General features: G+C 49.3%; 13 protein-coding genes, 1 tRNA gene and 1 pseudogene. 4 read left to right on the top strand and 11 right to left on the bottom strand.

From position 1 onward, the window contains the following. Nucleotides 1–146: 146 nt before the first annotated feature. Together CRO57_RS05365 and CRO57_RS05360 are read left to right on the top strand one after the other, a co-directional pair. Nucleotides 147–569, top strand: a pseudogene (locus CRO57_RS05365) (MFS transporter); the annotation flags it as partial. Nucleotides 570–668: 99 nt separating this feature from the next. Then, nucleotides 669–1,205, top strand: coding sequence for a chalcone isomerase family protein (locus CRO57_RS05360; RefSeq protein ID WP_097152315.1), 537 nt, complete (start codon nt 669–671; stop codon nt 1,203–1,205). A 324-nt stretch (nt 1,206–1,529) separates the two neighbouring features. On the opposite strand, the gene CRO57_RS05355 is transcribed toward CRO57_RS05360, so the two are convergent. Beyond that, the gene (locus tag CRO57_RS05355) at nt 1,530–2,138 is read right to left on the bottom strand and encodes a DUF938 domain-containing protein (protein ID WP_097152314.1); all 609 of its coding nucleotides are present in this window, start codon (nt 2,136–2,138) and stop codon (nt 1,530–1,532) included. Nucleotides 2,139–2,669: 531 nt separating this feature from the next. On the opposite strand from CRO57_RS05355, the gene CRO57_RS05350 reads away from it, so the two are divergent. After that, nucleotides 2,670–2,745: transfer RNA gene (locus tag CRO57_RS05350), tRNA-Asn, on the top strand. 498 nt (nt 2,746–3,243) lie between these two features. Here the strand turns inward: CRO57_RS05350 and purU are convergent. The 6 genes from purU to CRO57_RS05320 form a co-directional block, all read right to left on the bottom strand. After that, entirely contained in the window at nt 3,244–4,128 is an 885-nt protein-coding gene (purU, locus tag CRO57_RS05345; protein ID WP_097152313.1) for a formyltetrahydrofolate deformylase, read from the bottom strand. A gap of 76 nt (nt 4,129–4,204) precedes the next feature. After that, the gene (gene folD / locus CRO57_RS05340; protein WP_244580012.1) at nt 4,205–5,116 is read right to left on the bottom strand and encodes a bifunctional methylenetetrahydrofolate dehydrogenase/methenyltetrahydrofolate cyclohydrolase FolD; all 912 of its coding nucleotides are present in this window, start codon (nt 5,114–5,116) and stop codon (nt 4,205–4,207) included. A gap of 6 nt (nt 5,117–5,122) precedes the next feature. Beyond that, nucleotides 5,123–5,713: a sarcosine oxidase subunit gamma gene (locus tag CRO57_RS05335; RefSeq protein ID WP_170955956.1), complete on the bottom strand. Its 591-nt coding sequence runs from the start codon at nt 5,711–5,713 to the stop codon at nt 5,123–5,125. Beyond that, complete coding sequence (locus tag CRO57_RS05330; protein ID WP_097152311.1) at nt 5,706–8,663, bottom strand: sarcosine oxidase subunit alpha family protein; 2,958 nt, start codon at nt 8,661–8,663, stop codon at nt 5,706–5,708. Before CRO57_RS05330 ends, CRO57_RS05335 begins: the two co-directional genes overlap by 8 nt. Next, the gene (locus CRO57_RS05325; protein WP_097152310.1) at nt 8,660–8,947 is read right to left on the bottom strand and encodes a sarcosine oxidase subunit delta; all 288 of its coding nucleotides are present in this window, start codon (nt 8,945–8,947) and stop codon (nt 8,660–8,662) included. The genes CRO57_RS05330 and CRO57_RS05325 overlap by 4 nt, the downstream gene beginning before the upstream one ends. A gap of 7 nt (nt 8,948–8,954) precedes the next feature. Further along, nucleotides 8,955–10,205, bottom strand: coding sequence for a sarcosine oxidase subunit beta family protein (locus CRO57_RS05320; RefSeq protein WP_097152309.1), 1,251 nt, complete (start codon nt 10,203–10,205; stop codon nt 8,955–8,957). A gap of 117 nt (nt 10,206–10,322) precedes the next feature. On the opposite strand from CRO57_RS05320, the gene CRO57_RS05315 reads away from it, so the two are divergent. After that, nucleotides 10,323–11,309, top strand: a complete 987-nt coding sequence (locus CRO57_RS05315) for a GlxA family transcriptional regulator (protein ID WP_280176165.1) — start codon at nt 10,323–10,325, stop codon at nt 11,307–11,309. Nucleotides 11,310–11,361: 52 nt separating this feature from the next. Here CRO57_RS05315 and CRO57_RS05310 read toward each other — a convergent pair whose 3' ends face one another. From CRO57_RS05310 to CRO57_RS05295, 4 genes are all read right to left on the bottom strand, one after another. Then, nucleotides 11,362–12,375, bottom strand: coding sequence for an Ldh family oxidoreductase (locus CRO57_RS05310; protein WP_097152308.1), 1,014 nt, complete (start codon nt 12,373–12,375; stop codon nt 11,362–11,364). 116 nt (nt 12,376–12,491) lie between these two features. Further along, nucleotides 12,492–13,139 carry a DUF3726 domain-containing protein gene (locus CRO57_RS05305; protein ID WP_097152307.1) on the bottom strand — a complete coding sequence of 216 codons (648 nt, stop codon included), beginning with the start codon at nt 13,137–13,139 and terminating at the stop codon, nt 12,492–12,494. Continuing rightward, nucleotides 13,136–14,833, bottom strand: a complete 1,698-nt coding sequence (locus tag CRO57_RS05300; RefSeq protein WP_097152306.1) for a hypothetical protein — start codon at nt 14,831–14,833, stop codon at nt 13,136–13,138. Before CRO57_RS05300 ends, CRO57_RS05305 begins: the two co-directional genes overlap by 4 nt. A gap of 156 nt (nt 14,834–14,989) precedes the next feature. Continuing rightward, the gene (locus tag CRO57_RS05295) at nt 14,990–16,534 is read right to left on the bottom strand and encodes a BCCT family transporter (protein WP_097152305.1); all 1,545 of its coding nucleotides are present in this window, start codon (nt 16,532–16,534) and stop codon (nt 14,990–14,992) included. Nucleotides 16,535–16,547: the final 13 nt, after the last annotated feature.

Raw genomic sequence — 16,547 nt, 5'->3', positions numbered from 1 at the left:
ATGCCATGCCAGTTGCAATTACTTCGACCCTGTTCGTTTTTTTTGTCGAGCACCGTTTGTTCATGCCAGGGACGGCAGGATTATTTCTAGTCCTGTTTTTCATCGCAGCGGCAGCTTCGACTCCTCTATGAAGATATCTATCAGTACGCTTGGGAATGCGATATACTTTAGCCTCCGGCATGGTGCTGGCCATTATAAGTTTTATGTGGGCCTACCCATTGAACAGTGGAGATCAGGTCTGGTTTGCCTTGGTGTGCATTGCATCGGGCGCTGCTCTGGGAGCGGACATGATGTTGCTTCCAGCTCTTTTCTGCCGCTATCAAACAAAAACATCTCTCAATCCAGCCGTCGCATTTGGTTTTTGGATTTTTTCCGGCAAAGCCTCACTTGCCCTGATCTTGCCGGCTCTATCCTGGTCAGGGTTTAGCGTAGGTTCAACCAAATCACCTGAGGCTTTGAATGCACTGGCGTTTCTGTATGCAATTGTTCCTTGTATCTTAAAAACAGGCGCATTGATCATGCTGTTTATGGTCATCAAACCAGATCAAACACCACAAAAAATCCTGTAATCATTTTGCCCTTTTCAAAGCGAACCATAAAGCCTTGGATGATCCAAAGAACTGCCTTCTGCGTATCTTGATAAAGCGCGAACAAAGAAAGCAGATACCATGCCAGGAAAGTCTTTTATCAGCTTCATCACCATTTTGATTGGTTTAACGCTCCCTGTTTCTGCATATTCTGCAACAGTTCCGGGTGAGGTGCGCAAGCAGATTTCCGCACCTCAAAAAATTGGTCAGGTTCAGGTTAGTTTTCTCGGAATCAGTATGTATTCGGCAACTCTGTTTACTCAGCAAGGCAACGCATTTGCATGGGCAAAACCATTTGCTCTGAAATTGCAATACAAGCGCAGCTTTAGCAGGAGCCGTTTGGTCAAGGCCTCAATCTCGGAATTGGAACGCCTTGAGGGAAAACGTGAAGACCATGCACAAATCGCCCAAAAGCTGCACGGTTGCTTCAAACCCGTAAGGAAATCAGATCGGTTCGTAGCCATTGCAAAAAGCCGAAATAGCTTACACTTCTTCTTCAACGGTCGTAAAACTTGCAATATTCAGCATTCAGGCATCAGAGAAAGGGTTCTGGGAATCTGGCTTTCTGACAGAAGTCGAAACGCACAACTCAGTCGCAAATTAAGAGGTAAAAACTGAAATCCATACTGCATTGGTTCATAGACATTATTGTCGTTTCCACCTGACAACCCACTATCTGCAAAAAGGAAAGCGGAGACTTATTTGCCATACAAAACATGAATCGAATTCAAAGTTTTGTTCTGTTTGTGTTGGTCGTAAGCTATCTATAATCATATCCCTGAACTTCTAAACCGGAACAATGCCCCATATGAGTGATCTTAGATGGATTTACTTGGATGCGCGTGCCCTTCTTGTCAACCTTTCGCATCACTCTCACTGTGATCTTTGACCTCAATTGATGAGACCCAAATCCAACTCTTAACTTCTGTCAATATTTTCTCATCAGTTCCGCCGGAAAATGACACTCAGATTGTTGGCTGGCATGTCTATTACTGAACTGAGTTTCAAGCCGCATTGCGCGGCCAACTCGGCAACCTCTTCCAACTGACGGATCCCCCATTGCATATCCTGATTGCGTAACCAGTTATCAAAGTCGACGTTGCTTTCCACAAACTCTCTGCCTTCTTGTTTATAAGGTCCATAGAGTATCAGACACCCATCACGCGGGAGTAACTTACCCGCACCTTTCATCAATCCTTCCGTCGCACTCCAGGGACTGATATGCACCATATTGATGGCAAGGATCGCGTCCGCCTGTTCAACCTGCCAAACCTCATTTGTCACATTGATATCCAAAGGAGACAGGAGATTTTCAAGCCGCTTCTCGCTTGACCATTCCCTTATTGAGGCTCGCGCTTTGGAAGATGGATCTGATGGCTGCCAGATCAATTTTGGTAAACGGGCTGCAAAATGTATGGCATGTTCTCCGGAACCGCTGGCAATCTCGAGAACCATACCTTTTTCCGGTAGAAAAGCCTGCAATATATTCCAGATTGCTTCACGATTTCGCAATGCGGATGGACTCGAAAATCTCTTACCTTTGGAAGCCATATGGATTTCTCTGAACAATGAGGATGACGATTTTACGGAGGAGGTTAGATCTTCTTTTGCGACAACATCAAGTTGCAATCAAAAGGATTGATAGAGCGATCACATTCCTTGTTGCAAAGACCCTACCGAGTTTGGGGAAGAGTTTGATTTGGACAGATTTCAAGTGACCCTTCTATCTTCAGATATATACGTGCATTGGCACCGTTAGTTACAATTCTGTCCTGGCCAATTGAGGCTATGTATTGAGGATGTTCACCCATGCTCCCTTCTCAGATCACTGATGATCACCATTTTTGAATTTTGGCTCTGCCACTTGTCTCAGATACAGTTATTCTCACGCTGCTGTTCTTCCGGAAAGCCAAAAACCAATTACTCCCTATATTCGATAATCTGACTGGGAGAGTTTTCTTGTGACATTTTTATATTTTCCCTATAATTTTATCAATCTAGGGGTTGGCAAGGTGAGTAAACTGGATTAGAAACCACCTCATCAACGCTCAAGGTTTCTACCTTGTTGCGGTTACCAAGTTTTCCCCAGTAGCTCAGTTGGTAGAGCAAGCGACTGTTAATCGCTGGGTCGCTGGTTCGAGTCCGGCCTGGGGAGCCAAATTAGGGTCTTCTGATTGATTTCAGAAGACCCTTTTTCGTAACAAGCTTCACCGCTCCCCTTCAATCTTCAAAACAATGCATGGGGTGGCGTGAACTTCTGGTCAGCTGAGCAGAAGATTCTGGAATGCATAATCCCCCCAAGTTTGGCTTTCAGATAGTCAAACTCATGACGACTATCTCCAGTCATAGGATGCAATATCGTATCTTCTGCAAACTCTTGAGCAGGATGATATCCATAACCTCGTTCATCTAATACCTAATGCACTTGAACTTTCATGTGCCAATAATCTCCGTGATGACATGGAGCCTATAGGTTCAGGACACACTAACTAAACACATTCTGTTTGCCCTGAAATATTCAGATGAAGAACCAATGACAAAATCAGGATGCATCCCTTTGCAGTCATTGGTTCGTTAGATGGATGTTTAAGAGAAAACCAGAAGGACAAGACGCTTTTGTCCATCAGTCAAAGAAGGTTTGACATCAAATTGACTTCTAGCCCATGCGTTCGGACGCAAAGCTGTTGGGGCTTGCCGGGAAGACAACTGTCTTGGAGCCATTGAGGAAGGCACGACGGTGAACATGGGCATGGATTGCACGGGCCAGTACCTGGCTCTCGATATCTCGGCCAAGGCTCACATAATCACTCGCGCTTTGAGCATGGCTCACACGCACAATATCCTGCTCGATGATTGGCCCTTCATCAAGATCAGGCGTTACATAATGGGATGTAGCACCGATCATTTTCACGCCACGAGCAAAGGCTTGCTTATAGGGATAAGCCCCTTTGAAGCTCGGCAGGAAAGAGTGATGAATATTGATGGCTTTCCCGGACAGCTTGGTACACATCTCGTCCGATAGCACCTGCATATAACGCGCCAGAACAACCAGTTCCGCCCCGCTCTCTTCAATGATCTCAAGCTGCTGCGCTTCTGCCTGCTCTTTATTTTCCTTGGTCACCTTGACCCGATAGAAGGGTATATCATGATTGACCACAAGCTTTTGATAGTCATTATGGTTGGAAATCACAGCCACGATATCAATCGGCAACGCACCAATCTTCCAACGATAAAGAATATCGTTCAGGCAATGGCCGAATTTTGAGACCATGATGAGCACTTTCATTTTGACGTTTTCATCATGAAAGTCCGCTTCCATCTCGAAATTGCGAGCTGTTTCCTCAAATCCATCACGCAATTCTTCAATTTGCTTACCCTCATCACTGGTGAAGGTGACGCGCATGAAGAAATTTCCGGTCTCCTGATCATCAAATTGGGCACTGTCGGAAATATTGCACCCTTGAGCGGCAAGATAAGTGGAGATGGCGGCAACAACACCACGTTTGGACACACATTTCACTGTCAGAGCATACTTACTCATCACTAGATTTCCTGAATTGTCTTGATTTTTGGGAGGTGAGCGAAGAATTGTGATCTGTTACTCACCAGATCGATAGTTAGGCGCCAAGACCATCTGGCGCAGCAAGATCGTGTATCCGGCAACAAGCCGTTACAGTATTGGCCAGCAAACAGGCGATGGTCATTGGCCCCACTCCTCCTGGAACCGGCGTGATGGCTCCAGCAATTGGCTGGACAGAGGCAAAATCAACATCACCGACAAGACGAGGTTTTACATTATTGTTCTCAATGCGATTGATGCCGACATCAATCACTGTGGCCCCGGCTTTCACCCAGTCAGCCTTGACCATTTCTGCACGCCCGACAGCGGCAACCAAAATATCTGCTCGTTGGCAGATCTCTTTGATATTTTGAGAGCGAGAATGCACCACCGTAACGGAACAATGGTTGCGCAAGAGAAGCTGAGCCATCGGCTTGCCAACGATGTTGGAGCGACCAACAATGACCGCTTCCTTACCCGACAAATCTCCGTGCAGGTCCTTCAACATGAGCAGACACCCCAGAGGCGTGCAAGGTGTCAAAGCATCCAGTCCTGACGCGAGACGCCCGACATTCACCACGTGAAAACCATCGACATCTTTTTCAACTGCGATCATATCAATCACTTTGGCACTATCGATATGATCCGGTAGAGGCAGTTGCACCAGAATGCCATGAACTTCAGGATCTTGATTAAGCTTTACGATCAAATCCAGAAGTGTGCTTTCCGACACACTCTCATCAAGCTTATGCTCAAAGCTTCGCATGCCCACTTCGCGCGTTTGCTTTGCCTTGTTGCGTACATAGACCTGACTTGCAGGATCCCCACCAACCAGAACAACCGCCAAACCTGGAATGATCTGATGTTCCGAGTTCAGCAATTTGACGTGATCTGAAACTTGTTGACGAATGGACGCGGCAAACACCTTGCCATCAATGATTTTCGCGGTCTTGTTCAAATGGGTCATCATCTCTTCTCACGAAACGCTTTTTGCCATTGCCAAGATGGAATGATGAAGCGAATGTGCCGAAGACCGTGGTCCAAGAACATGAAACTTCAAATTTTCATCACTCTCATCGGCTCCGCAGAGCACAAAACAACCTTGATGATCGATCTGTGTACGTGTGGCAAAGCCATCAACACATCTGCTCCAATCGACATTACATAGCCGGGCAAACAACTCTCTAAGTGCAACCATGGAACCTTGCAGCTCGAACACCACCCATGAATCATTTTGCTCAGTGATACTGCCATGCTCTCCAGCTTGCGCTTTGATCAAGCTGGAAAGATTTTCATGAGTTTCATGATTGGCCTGCACAAACCATTGATTTGGAGCTGTCCAGAAAACTCCAAAATCACCAGATCTTTTCCACTCTTCGGCCTTGGGCAAACTGCCGCCAAGAAATGCTTCCAGTGATGTCTGAAGTTCGTTATGCCGTCCTTGCCGCACAGAAACAGACGCCAAGGACCAATTGCATTCTTCGCGAATGGTCAGTTCACCAATTGACTGGACTGAAGGAGCCGTTCCTCCCATTGCAGACAATGGTGTCAAAGAAAAATCAGGCACGGAGACGGCCTCCTTCTGGATCGACAAAATGCGGACTGACAAGACGGGCGGCCATATCCACTCCATCAACAGCACTGATCAGGCGAATTTCCTCACCAAGTCGTTGATCGCCCTGTTTTACAAAGGCAAGCCCGATAGAGCTTTCAAGGTTCGGGGAATAGGCTGATGAGCTGACCCAACCCAGATCTTGTGCCGCAACAGCTTCCACATGTTTGTCAAAGACATGGGCACCTGAGAGTACAGTTTGAGAGGCGTCAACTGGCATAACGCCGACGAGCCTTAGATCATCTTCCCGATTCAACTCGGAGCGGCGTGACGATACCATGCCGATACTATCTTTCTTCTGCGAGACCATGCGCCCCATGCCAAGCATGGCAGCAGTGGTCTGACCGTTCAGCTCATTCCCCGCCGCATGGCCTTTTTCGATACGCAAGACACCAAGCGCCTCGGTTCCATAAGGGGTAATATCGAACTCTTTGCCAGCTTCCATCAGAACGCGCATCAACGCATCGCCATAGCGTGTGGGAACGGCCAGTTCATAGGCAAGCTCACCCGAGAATGATAGACGGAACAAACGGGCTCTGATGCCATTGCAAATGGTAAGTTCCGAGCACGCCATGAACGGAAAACCTTCATTTGAGACATCAAAATCGGGATCAACAATCTTCTCCAGAACCGCACGGGAGTTTGGACCTGCAATTGCATATTGAGCCCATGCTTCAGTCGTTGAGATCAATTGCACATCCAACTCAGGACATAGAACCTGACGGACAAACTCCATATGTCGATAAACTGGTACGGCCTTTGCTGTTGTGGTGGTGACAACAAAATGATCTTCAGCCAAACGCGCTGCAGTGCCATCATCCATGGCAAAACCATCCTCACGTAACATGAGGCCATAACGCGCCTTGCCGACAGCAAGCTTAGCAAAGCCATTGCAATAGACCTTGTTTAGAAATGCAGCTGCACCCTTGCCTTGGACATCGACTTTGCCGAGGGTGGTGACATCACAAACGCCAACGGATGTTCGGACTGCCAGAGCTTCGCGATCAACACTTTGCCGCCAATTGGTTTCCCCTTCCCTGCTAAACCATTGGGCACGGAGCCAATTGCCGGTCTCGACAAAGGTTGCTCCATTTTCCTCTGCCCATTTGTGGCTGGGTGTTTTGCGAACGGGGCGGAAATCTTTCCCACGAGATCTTCCAGCCAGCGCTCCCATTGGAACCGGCGTATAGGGAGGGCGGAACATAGTGGTACCAACCTCATTGATTGGCTTGTTTTCCAGTTCCGCCAGAATGGCAAGTGCACCAATATTGGCCAGTTTGCCCTGATCGGTCGCCATGCCCAATGTCGTATAGCGTTTCAGATGTTCTACGGAACGAAACCCTTCCCTATGGGCCAGTTTCACATCCTTGATGGTCACATCATTCTGGAAATCCAGCCACGCCTTGGGGCCTGATTCTGCAACATGCCAGAATGGAGCAATCGCAATTGGCTCGCCTTCGGCTTTTGGCAAATCGATAGAAGATGCTGCTTTACCCAAGTCTTCAAGACAGGAATTAGCAGCTGCTCGGCCGGCTTTCAGAACGTCTGCAGTTGAAAGCTGACCTGCGGCTGATCCAGCAACCACCATGCCAACCGGCAGGTTACCGCCTGGCACAAAAGCAGCAATATCTGCATTCCATTGAGGCAATCCACGCTGATGACAGGTCAGATGAACATTTGGGTTCCATCCGCCGGATACACCAAGCGCATCACATTCAATCACCCTGCGCTGCCCATTTGCATCTATAATCTGAATGGACTGCAACCCTAAACGGCCCTTGGTATCAACGACCTTGCCACCACGGATCATCTCATATTCACCTTGAGAAGCAGCATCTGCTCTTGGATCGATAACAGCAGCAACTTTGACGCCGGCCATGATCAGATCATTTGCCGTCTTATGTCCCTCATCATGACAGGTAAACAGAGCAACAGAGTGGCCCGGAGTAGAAGCCCAACGATTGACATAGGAGCGCATGGCTCCCGCCATCATGATACCGGGGCGATCATTGTTGGCAAAAGCGATTGGCCGTTCAGTTGCACCCGCGGCGAGAATGGCGCGCTTGGATGTGATACGCCAAAGGGTCTGGCGTGGTTTGCCATCTGCTACAGACGTTAGATGATCGGATACTTTCTCAATGGCGCCATAGATTCCGTGATCATAGGCACCAAAGATAGTGGTCCGTTTCATGAGGCGGACATTTGGCAGTTGCCTCAATTCCTCAAGACAGTGCTCCACCCATGAGACACCAAACTCATCCACCAAGAGATCTGTGTCTGACAGCAGTCTGCCACCAAACTGAAAATCTTCATCAGCAAGAATGACCGAGGCACCGGATCTAGCCGCGACAAGTGCAGCAGATAGCCCACTTGGGCCAGATCCGATTACCAAAAGATCGCAATGCAGAAAACCTCTGTCATAGCTGTCAGGGTCTTCCTGTTTGGACAATTTGCCCAAACCGGCAGCATGTCTGATAACCGGCTCGTAAAGCTTCTCCCAGAAGGCTTTTGGCCACATGAATGTCTTGTAATAGAATCCCGCCGCCAGAAATGGCGACAGAAAATCATTGATGGCCATTGGATCAAAACGCAGTGAGAAACCACGATTTTGACTATTGGCTACCAGTCCATCAAACAATTCAGCTGTCGTTGCACGGGTGTTGGGCTCCTGAAAAGCACCGTTGCGCAACTCGACCAGGGCATTCGGTTCTTCCGAACCGGCGCTCAGAATACCACGAGGGCGGTGATATTTGAAACTCCGCCCTACCAATTTCACGCCGTTTGCGATCAGAGCTGAGGCAAGAGTATCGCCTTCATATCCCTGATAACGCGCACCATCAAAATCGAAAGACAGGCTTTTGTCTCGGTTGATCAAACCGCCGGGAATACGATGGGTCTGTGTCATTTTTCCTGCCTCGCTTTCAATACAACACCATGAGCCAGTTCGACTTCGACAATCTCGTGCGTGATGGTGTTGCGGGTAACGACCAGCCAGGAGCGATCGCCCTGTTCGTGAAACCACAATTCGCGGTGAAGTCCTGCTTTGTTTTCACGAAGATAGATATAGTCATGGAACTGATCGTCAGCCTCCGGCACCATACCATCAGGGCGATTGATCAGAGCTGCATCCCCCAGATACACAAATTCCTGCGCATCACGTGGACCCAAAATTGGATGATTGATAATCATGATATCCTCAATGCAGGTTTGGCTGGGCACCGACGCCCTTTTCATCGATCAAGGCTCCGGTACGGAACCGATCAAGACGATAGGCGTTGGCAGTTTCATGGGGTGTATCGGTCGCCAGCAAATGAGCATAGGCATATCCGGATGCAGGAGTGGCCTTGAAGCCGCCATAACACCAGCCACCGTTAAAATAGAGCCCTTCCACGGGAGTTCTATCTATGATGGGTGAGCCGTCCATGGACATATCCATGATGCCGCCCCATGACCGGAGCAAACGGGCGCGGCCAATCATTGGCATCAGCGCCATTCCACCTTCTGCGACGTCCTCAATGACCGGAAGATTACCGCGCTGGGCATAACTGTTATAGCCATCCAGGTCTCCACCAAAGACAAGGCCACCCTTGTCCGACTGACTGACATAAAAATGTCCCGCACCGAAAGTGATAACGCTGTCGATCAAGGGCTTGAGGCCTTCTGTCACAAAAGCTTGCAAGACGTGACTTTCAATTGGCAACCTGAGCCCTGCCATGGCCATGACACGAGAGGAAGATCCAGCAACACAACTGGCCACCTTACCCGCTCCGATGAAACCTTTTGACGTTTCAAGCCCCAATATCTTGCCATTTCCGATTTTGAAGCCTGTGACCTCACAATTCTGGATGATATCGACCCCATTGGCATCGGCCGCGCGCGCATAACCCCAGGCAACAGCATCATGGCGAACGGTACCGCCACGCGGTTGATGCAATGCCCCCTGAATTGGGAAGCGCGCATTTTCATAATCAAGATAAGGAAAACACTCTCGAAGTTGAGACGCGTCCAGCAGCTCAGCATCGGCCCCATTGAACCGCATCGCATTGCCTCGACGGCGAAATGCATCACGCTGGGCATCAGAATGATAAATATTATAGATCCCGCGCTGACTGACCATCGCGTTATAGTTCAGATCCTGCTCAAGATTTTCCCAAAGCTTGAGAGAGAACTCATAGAAAGGTTCATTGCCGTCAAGAAGATAGTTGGAACGAATGATTGTTGTATTGCGACCAACATTGCCGCCACCAATCCAACCTTTTTCCAAAACAGCGATATTTGATTGGCCATAGATTTCGGACAGGTAATAAGCCGTAGCCAAGCCATGCCCACCTCCACCGATGATAATGAAATCATAGTGCTTCTTCGGCTCGGATTGCCGCCAAACCGGCTTCCAGCCAGTTTGACCCTTCAGGCCTTCAAGCAGAACTTTTAATCCGGAATAGCGCACTGTCTCACCTCTTTCTCGTGAGACTATTGAGCCATAAAAAAGCTAGCGAAGATATTCTATATATGTCATTATATGTTCTATATATGACATTCGGTTCAATTTTGCAGGCTTATCGTATTGCAGGTCAGTGATTCAACCATCAAGAAAGTCGGTTTCCTTCTTATTGAAGGATACGCACTTATGTCGCTCTCATCGGCAGTAGAGCCTTTGCGCGCCGCGAATCTCTTGTCAGATAATCTTCTCTACGAAATGCGTTTCATCTCTCCAGATGGTGGAGAAACCAGTTCCTCAATCATGAGCATGTTCAAGACTGAGGCGATCAACCAGACCGATCTGGATTTTGATCTCATGTTCGTAGTTGCAGGGGGAAATCCGCTGCTCTTTGATGATAAAGAGACTTTTTCCTATTTGAGAAAGCTGGCCGCCAACGGCCTCAAACTTGGTGGTATCTCGGGAGGGAGTGCATTATTGGTCAAAGCTGGCGTCATGCAAGATCGACGCTTCACCATTCACTGGCAACATTATGAAGCCATTCTGGAGTCCTATCCAATAGCACTGATGGAACGGAGCTTATATGTGATTGATCGCGATCGCTTCACATGTGCGGGCGGTATTTCTCCACTCGACATGATGTTTGCGATTATTGCCAGCCATCATGGTAGTGAATTTGCGCATAAAATCTCCGACTGGTTCATCCATACGAGCATTCGCACCCATGATGCACCTCAGAGGGTTGGTCTGGATCAGCAATATAACATTCAAAACCCGACCTTGTTATCTGCAATCGATTTGATGATCAGTCATATCGCAGATCCGTTGGATCTCAAGCAGATTGCCCATTTGGTCAATATCAGTCCCAGACAATTGCAACGCCTGTTTGAGCAGAAAGGCGGGAAATCTTTTTCAGGTTTCTATCGCGATATTCGGCTTGAAAAAGCCAAGGAGCTTTTAACTCAGTCTCCGGTCTCGATCAGCGATATTGCTATAGCAACTGGGTTTACAAATTTCTCTCATTTCTCCCGCGTCTATAAAGACTATTTCGGCAAACCGCCAAGTGAGGAGAGAACACCCTCTGACATCCCGGTTATCACAACAACCAATTAAAAAACGCGGGCCAGTGACCCGCGTTTATCTGAACTGAATAAGCTAGATGGATCTATTCGCTTATAATTGCACGAATTTTATCAAGCACAGCACTATTTACCGCAACGCCATTTGTCTGAGCATTCTTGCTTTTATTGCGTCGCCCATCACCTGGAAGGCGAGCTTCTGGTTGTGCATGGACTGCGCCAACCAACTGCACCATTCGCTCAGCGAAATCTCCAGCCGATGTTGCTTGCGGATCAATTGCGATGAAGAATTGGCCGGTTTTTGGTGGGCCACCTACTGTTCCAGAAAATGGACTTGCATGAATGCCCAAAGTCGCCCCGCTCATCGCCGCTGCCATCATCTCTACCATAAGTGCTATACCTACACCCTTGTAGCCTCCAGACGGAGCCATGGAACCTTTCAAACCTTCGGCTGGATCAGTGGTTGGGTTGCCGTCCGCATCCAACACCCAGCCAAGTGGAACCTCCTGCCCTTCACGGGCATGTTTCATGACCTCACTTTTTGCGATGGTGCTGGCGCTTTGGTCAATCAGAATGGCCGCATTGCCTTGTCCATCTGGCGCAGCAATCGAGAACGGGTTTGTGCCAACGACCGGTTTCTGACCACCTGAAGGAGCAATGGATGCAGGCGCATTGGTAAAACCAATAGCCAGCAATCCTTGCTGAGCCAGACGCTGTGTATGAATTCCAAGAACGCCACAATTATAGGAATTATTGATGGCGAGAACAGCCACACCTTGCTCACGCGCAAGCGGAACAAGCTCTTCAAATCCTTTGTCAATTGCAGCATGGGCAAAACCTGTAGCCGCATCAACTTTCACCACAGACGGCTTGGGTCGTGTCACGATTGGCTTGGCTTTGCCATCCACTTTGCCACATTGCACATGCTCGCAATAGATCGGAATATATGCCAAACCGTGAGAAGACACACCGTCAGCTTCAGTGACAGCAGTCGCCTGAGCCAAAGGGCGCGCATTTGCTTCGTCGGTACCAGCCTGCACCAATGCCTTGAAAGCCAGGTCCTCGATCTCAGCGAGGGAAAGAGTTTCCGTCTTAATCATCCGATCCATTCTCGTTAAGCATTTTCGGTGATCGTTGGCTCACTGAAAATGGCAATACACTCTTGTTTCAAGCGAATTCTTGTCCGAAAAATGCTTCAACTTTTCGGGAATACGCACTAGTCATTATCATTGAGACCAGCACCGGCCCCCAGAAGCCTCGAAGCGTCTGTAGCGGGTGCATAAGTTCTGTGGGCGAAGGCACCAAGCCGTTCCCAGCATTCTTCATCGACATCGGCACGCATGACGGGCTTGGCAGGAGATGTCATGGCCACAGGAGCCGCACATTCCACCAAGTCGGCATGATCTGTTAGCATCTCGTCATACTCGCCCTGAGCACAGAGAGATTTGCCGTTTGTGGTCAGACGAACATTGCCCCATTTCACCGCAACCGGTGCATTCAACCGCAAAGCCGCACCTGCGGCAAACGGAACAACCAGCAAAGGAAAGCTCACATGTCGCATGGAGATAACCTCTCCAGCTTCCATCTTGATGGCGCAGTCACTCATGGCAGCACCTGCAATAAGCGGGCTCAAACGGCCTGCTGGTGCGCACCATACCCCATCCAGAGACATGGGTGTGAAATCGATATGTGGCAAGCGATCATTGAGTTCCAGCAGGTCAGCCAGAAGCTTCGGACCAGGATATCCGTAGGCAGCCAACCATCTTGTTCCTTTGGACGCTTCTTCGCTCAATCCCCATGAAAGTCCCGCACCTCTGGCGGCGCGTTTGCTCATCGCTTCGATTTCGTTGAGAGAATGACTCATGATTGCACCTCCTTCTGCTCTGGATATACCCAGAAATCAGCATTGGCTTTAGAAAGCTCTTCCGGGAATGGGGCATCGCCATACATGCAAATTCTGACCCAGCGATCTGAGCGGGGGTCGAAATGAACCGCACCAAAGAAAGCCAGCTTGCACCGGAGCATATCGATCGGCAGAACATCGCTGGAAATCGTGTTGTCACGAATTTCGGCATAGGGCGCGCGATTTACGATTTGAGCACGGCGCACGATATGTCGGTATTCAGGATGGCGAAGAAGGAATTCAGCGACATTGGTCTCGCATGGCCAATGCTTTAGCGCCTCATAAAGGTCTGCAGCATCTCTTCCCGGAGCCAGCGGTTGCTCGTAATTCTCAATTGGTTCTTCGAAGCGCTCACCAAGGCGAGGCTCAAGCTTTTCCTCGGATACGTACCAAGCTTTGGCTTTGTTCTGCGGATCCGACCAATCTGTTTTCAGGGCCCAGCCATAAGCATCTTCGAGCACATCTTTCAAGACGCCCAAAGTCATGGCACCTGCAATACGGAAAGTCGGCGTATTGTCCGCCGCCATACGATCGCCCAAGTCATCAACAATCCCGCTATAAGGCTCCAGCATGAGCGAGGCTAGGCATTCCTGCCCTTCAAGAGACAGATTCTGTTCAGCCCAAATATAGAGCTTGTCCCAAGGGCGTGATGCTGCAAAGTCGAAGCTCTTCAAATGATCTCGTAGCTTATTCAGATCTCCACGCAGATCAGCAAGTTTTCCTATTTGGATTTCATGGGCGGAGTGCCAATGCTCCGCCGATAAGACAGATCGTTCAAGCAATGATCTGAAAAGCTCGACTTCGCTGTCAGAAATCATATCGAGGGCTCTTACACGCGCAATAGCCGTCTCTCTGGCGGCAACCCAGTTGTTGAACAGAACCGGATGGTTCAAAAGAAATGGTGCCATGCCAAGGCCAGTAGAATTGCCGATGCCCATGGAACGTGCAATTTCAATATCCAGATCGACAGCCTTGTCGCCACCCTTGGCTTTTGCAACATGTTGCACAAGATCACGAACAAAGGCACGCGTCAGATAGACTGACAGCATTTCGACCTGAAATGGGGTGGAGAATTCCTCTCGTGTTGCGATCATCTCACGATCTGCTGCCCCGAGTTTACCTGATCCATAGACGGCTGTGGTTCGCATCAAATAACCAACTGCTTCTATTTGCTCCAGATCTGGCTGCTTTCCGTCAGACAAGCAGGTGACCACATGCTCCCATAGCCGTACAGAACGATTGGCGCGAGAGACGGACAACTCAGAGCCCGTCACCCGGCCAACCTCCTGCAGGGGGACATTTTGTGATAGACGTTCAATATCAGCTTTGGTGGGCACCCCATCAAACAGCGTGAATGTGGCATCCCAAGCCTCTGCAATAACGCGATCCGAGCGTTTCTCAGCGGGCAAATCATGAGCAAAAGCCACCAGTGAATAGGATCGTTCAGGGCTATGGGCCGAATAAACGGCATGGCCGACGCCTTGATCATCAATTTCGAAAACCGGTCTGTCAAAGGACCACTTTTCCCGAGCCATGCGACGTGTGAGAATACGCATAAAAGAAAGGCGAGATTGATGAATGGAGCCAAGTCTGGCCAATTTCATCACTTCATTAGGATCTCGCAATGGGACCGACGCTATTTCGCCACTAGTCATGTTGCCCTCCCGGCACACTCCCAAACATAAACAATGATAATGGATGATGACCCGAGTACAAATCTGCACATGATCACTATGCAATATGATTGCGATATCGATTGGTTCAGGCCATCCCGGGGAAGCTCCCCGGAATGGTCATCTTGATTGGTGAAGTTAGTTTTCCTTACCCTTCGCCAGAGTGATGCGAACAGCATCCCAAAGTGAAGGGATCAAGATCAGTGATACCGGCACGGCAGTCACGACAATGAAACTTTGCAATTTCGATACACCGCCCGACCCCACGGAGATCAGGATCATTGCCATCAGGCCCATCGCTACACCCCAGAAGACACGCACTGGCATGGATGGATCACCTTCTTTGGACATTGTAACCGCAATCACATAGGTCATGGAATCACCGGTTGTTGCCACAAAGATCGTGGTCAGGATCAGGAACAGGATCGAGATAAGGAAGCCCCAAGGCAATTGCTGGGTGATTGCCAACAGTGCTGCAGGAAGATTGAAGCCTTTGAAGGCTTCGGAGACTGAACCAGCCTGTTGCAGCTCAAACGCGATCCCTGTTCCACCTACGATGGTGAACCAGAAGTTGGTAACAATCGGAGCAATGATGGATAGCATGATCACAATGGAGCGGATGGAACGACCACGGGACACACGGGCAATGAACATCGCCATCAATGGTCCGTAACCCATGAACCAACCCCAGAAGAAAACTGTCCACCAACCGAGCCAGCCGGGAGAACCAAACAAGCCTGCATCACCTCGATAAAGAGCCATATCGAAGAAGTTGGCCAAGTAGGTCGCAAACCCCGAGAAGAAACTGCTGAAAATGAAACCGGTAGGTCCCGCCAACAGGACGAACATCAGCAGACCAGCGGCCAAGATTACATTCAGCTTACTCAGGATTTGGATGCCCTTGGATAGACCTGTCATCGCCGAAGCGGTATAAAGCGCAACAAGGCCGGCAATCACAATAGCCTGAGTCACGAATGTGTTGGGAATCCCAAATAGATCATCAAGACCATAACTAACCTGCAATCCCAGGAAACCAATTGGCCCGACAGTACCAGCAACAACGGCGATGATGCAGGATGCATCTGCGATCAGGCCAATTGGACCGTTGATCGCCTTGTCGCCAAAGACAGGATACAGCAACGTACGTGGCGCCAGCGGCAAGCCCTTGTCATAATGATAGTGCATCAGCATGACGGTGCTGAGTGATCCAAGGATCGCCCAAGCCAGAAAGCCCCAATGCATGAAGCTTTGCGCAATAGCCGGGTTCACTGCTGCCTCGGTCCCTGCTTCTGCACCAAACAGAGGTGGAGAAGACAGGAAGTGCGCCATTGGTTCGCCCGCAGCCCAGAAAACGCCGCCACCCGCAAGAAGGGTGCACATGATCATCGATCCCCATTGGAAGACCGTGAATTCTGGTTTGGCCAATTTGCCCATGATGGCTTTCCCGCCAGGCAGGAAGCATAAAGCCAAACCGATCAAGAATGTTGCCAACAGCAGAACTTGCCAGAATAAACCAAAATAGGTCGCAGAAACATTGAAACCCCAATCCACGATAGCGGACAGTGTATCAAGGCTCACAAGTGCAATCAGACAGAAGATGGCAATAAAACCGCCTGTGATGTAGAAGAGTGGCTTATTTGTCTCGCCCTGGCCTTCTTGTGTTTCGCTTGTAATATCCGTCATTTTTCCCTCCCTG

Origin of the sequence: Cohaesibacter gelatinilyticus (genome assembly GCF_900215605.1) — a bacterium.
Taxonomy (GTDB): domain Bacteria; phylum Pseudomonadota; class Alphaproteobacteria; order Rhizobiales; family Cohaesibacteraceae; genus Cohaesibacter; species Cohaesibacter gelatinilyticus.
This window is presented reverse-complemented; position numbering and strand designations above follow the sequence as displayed.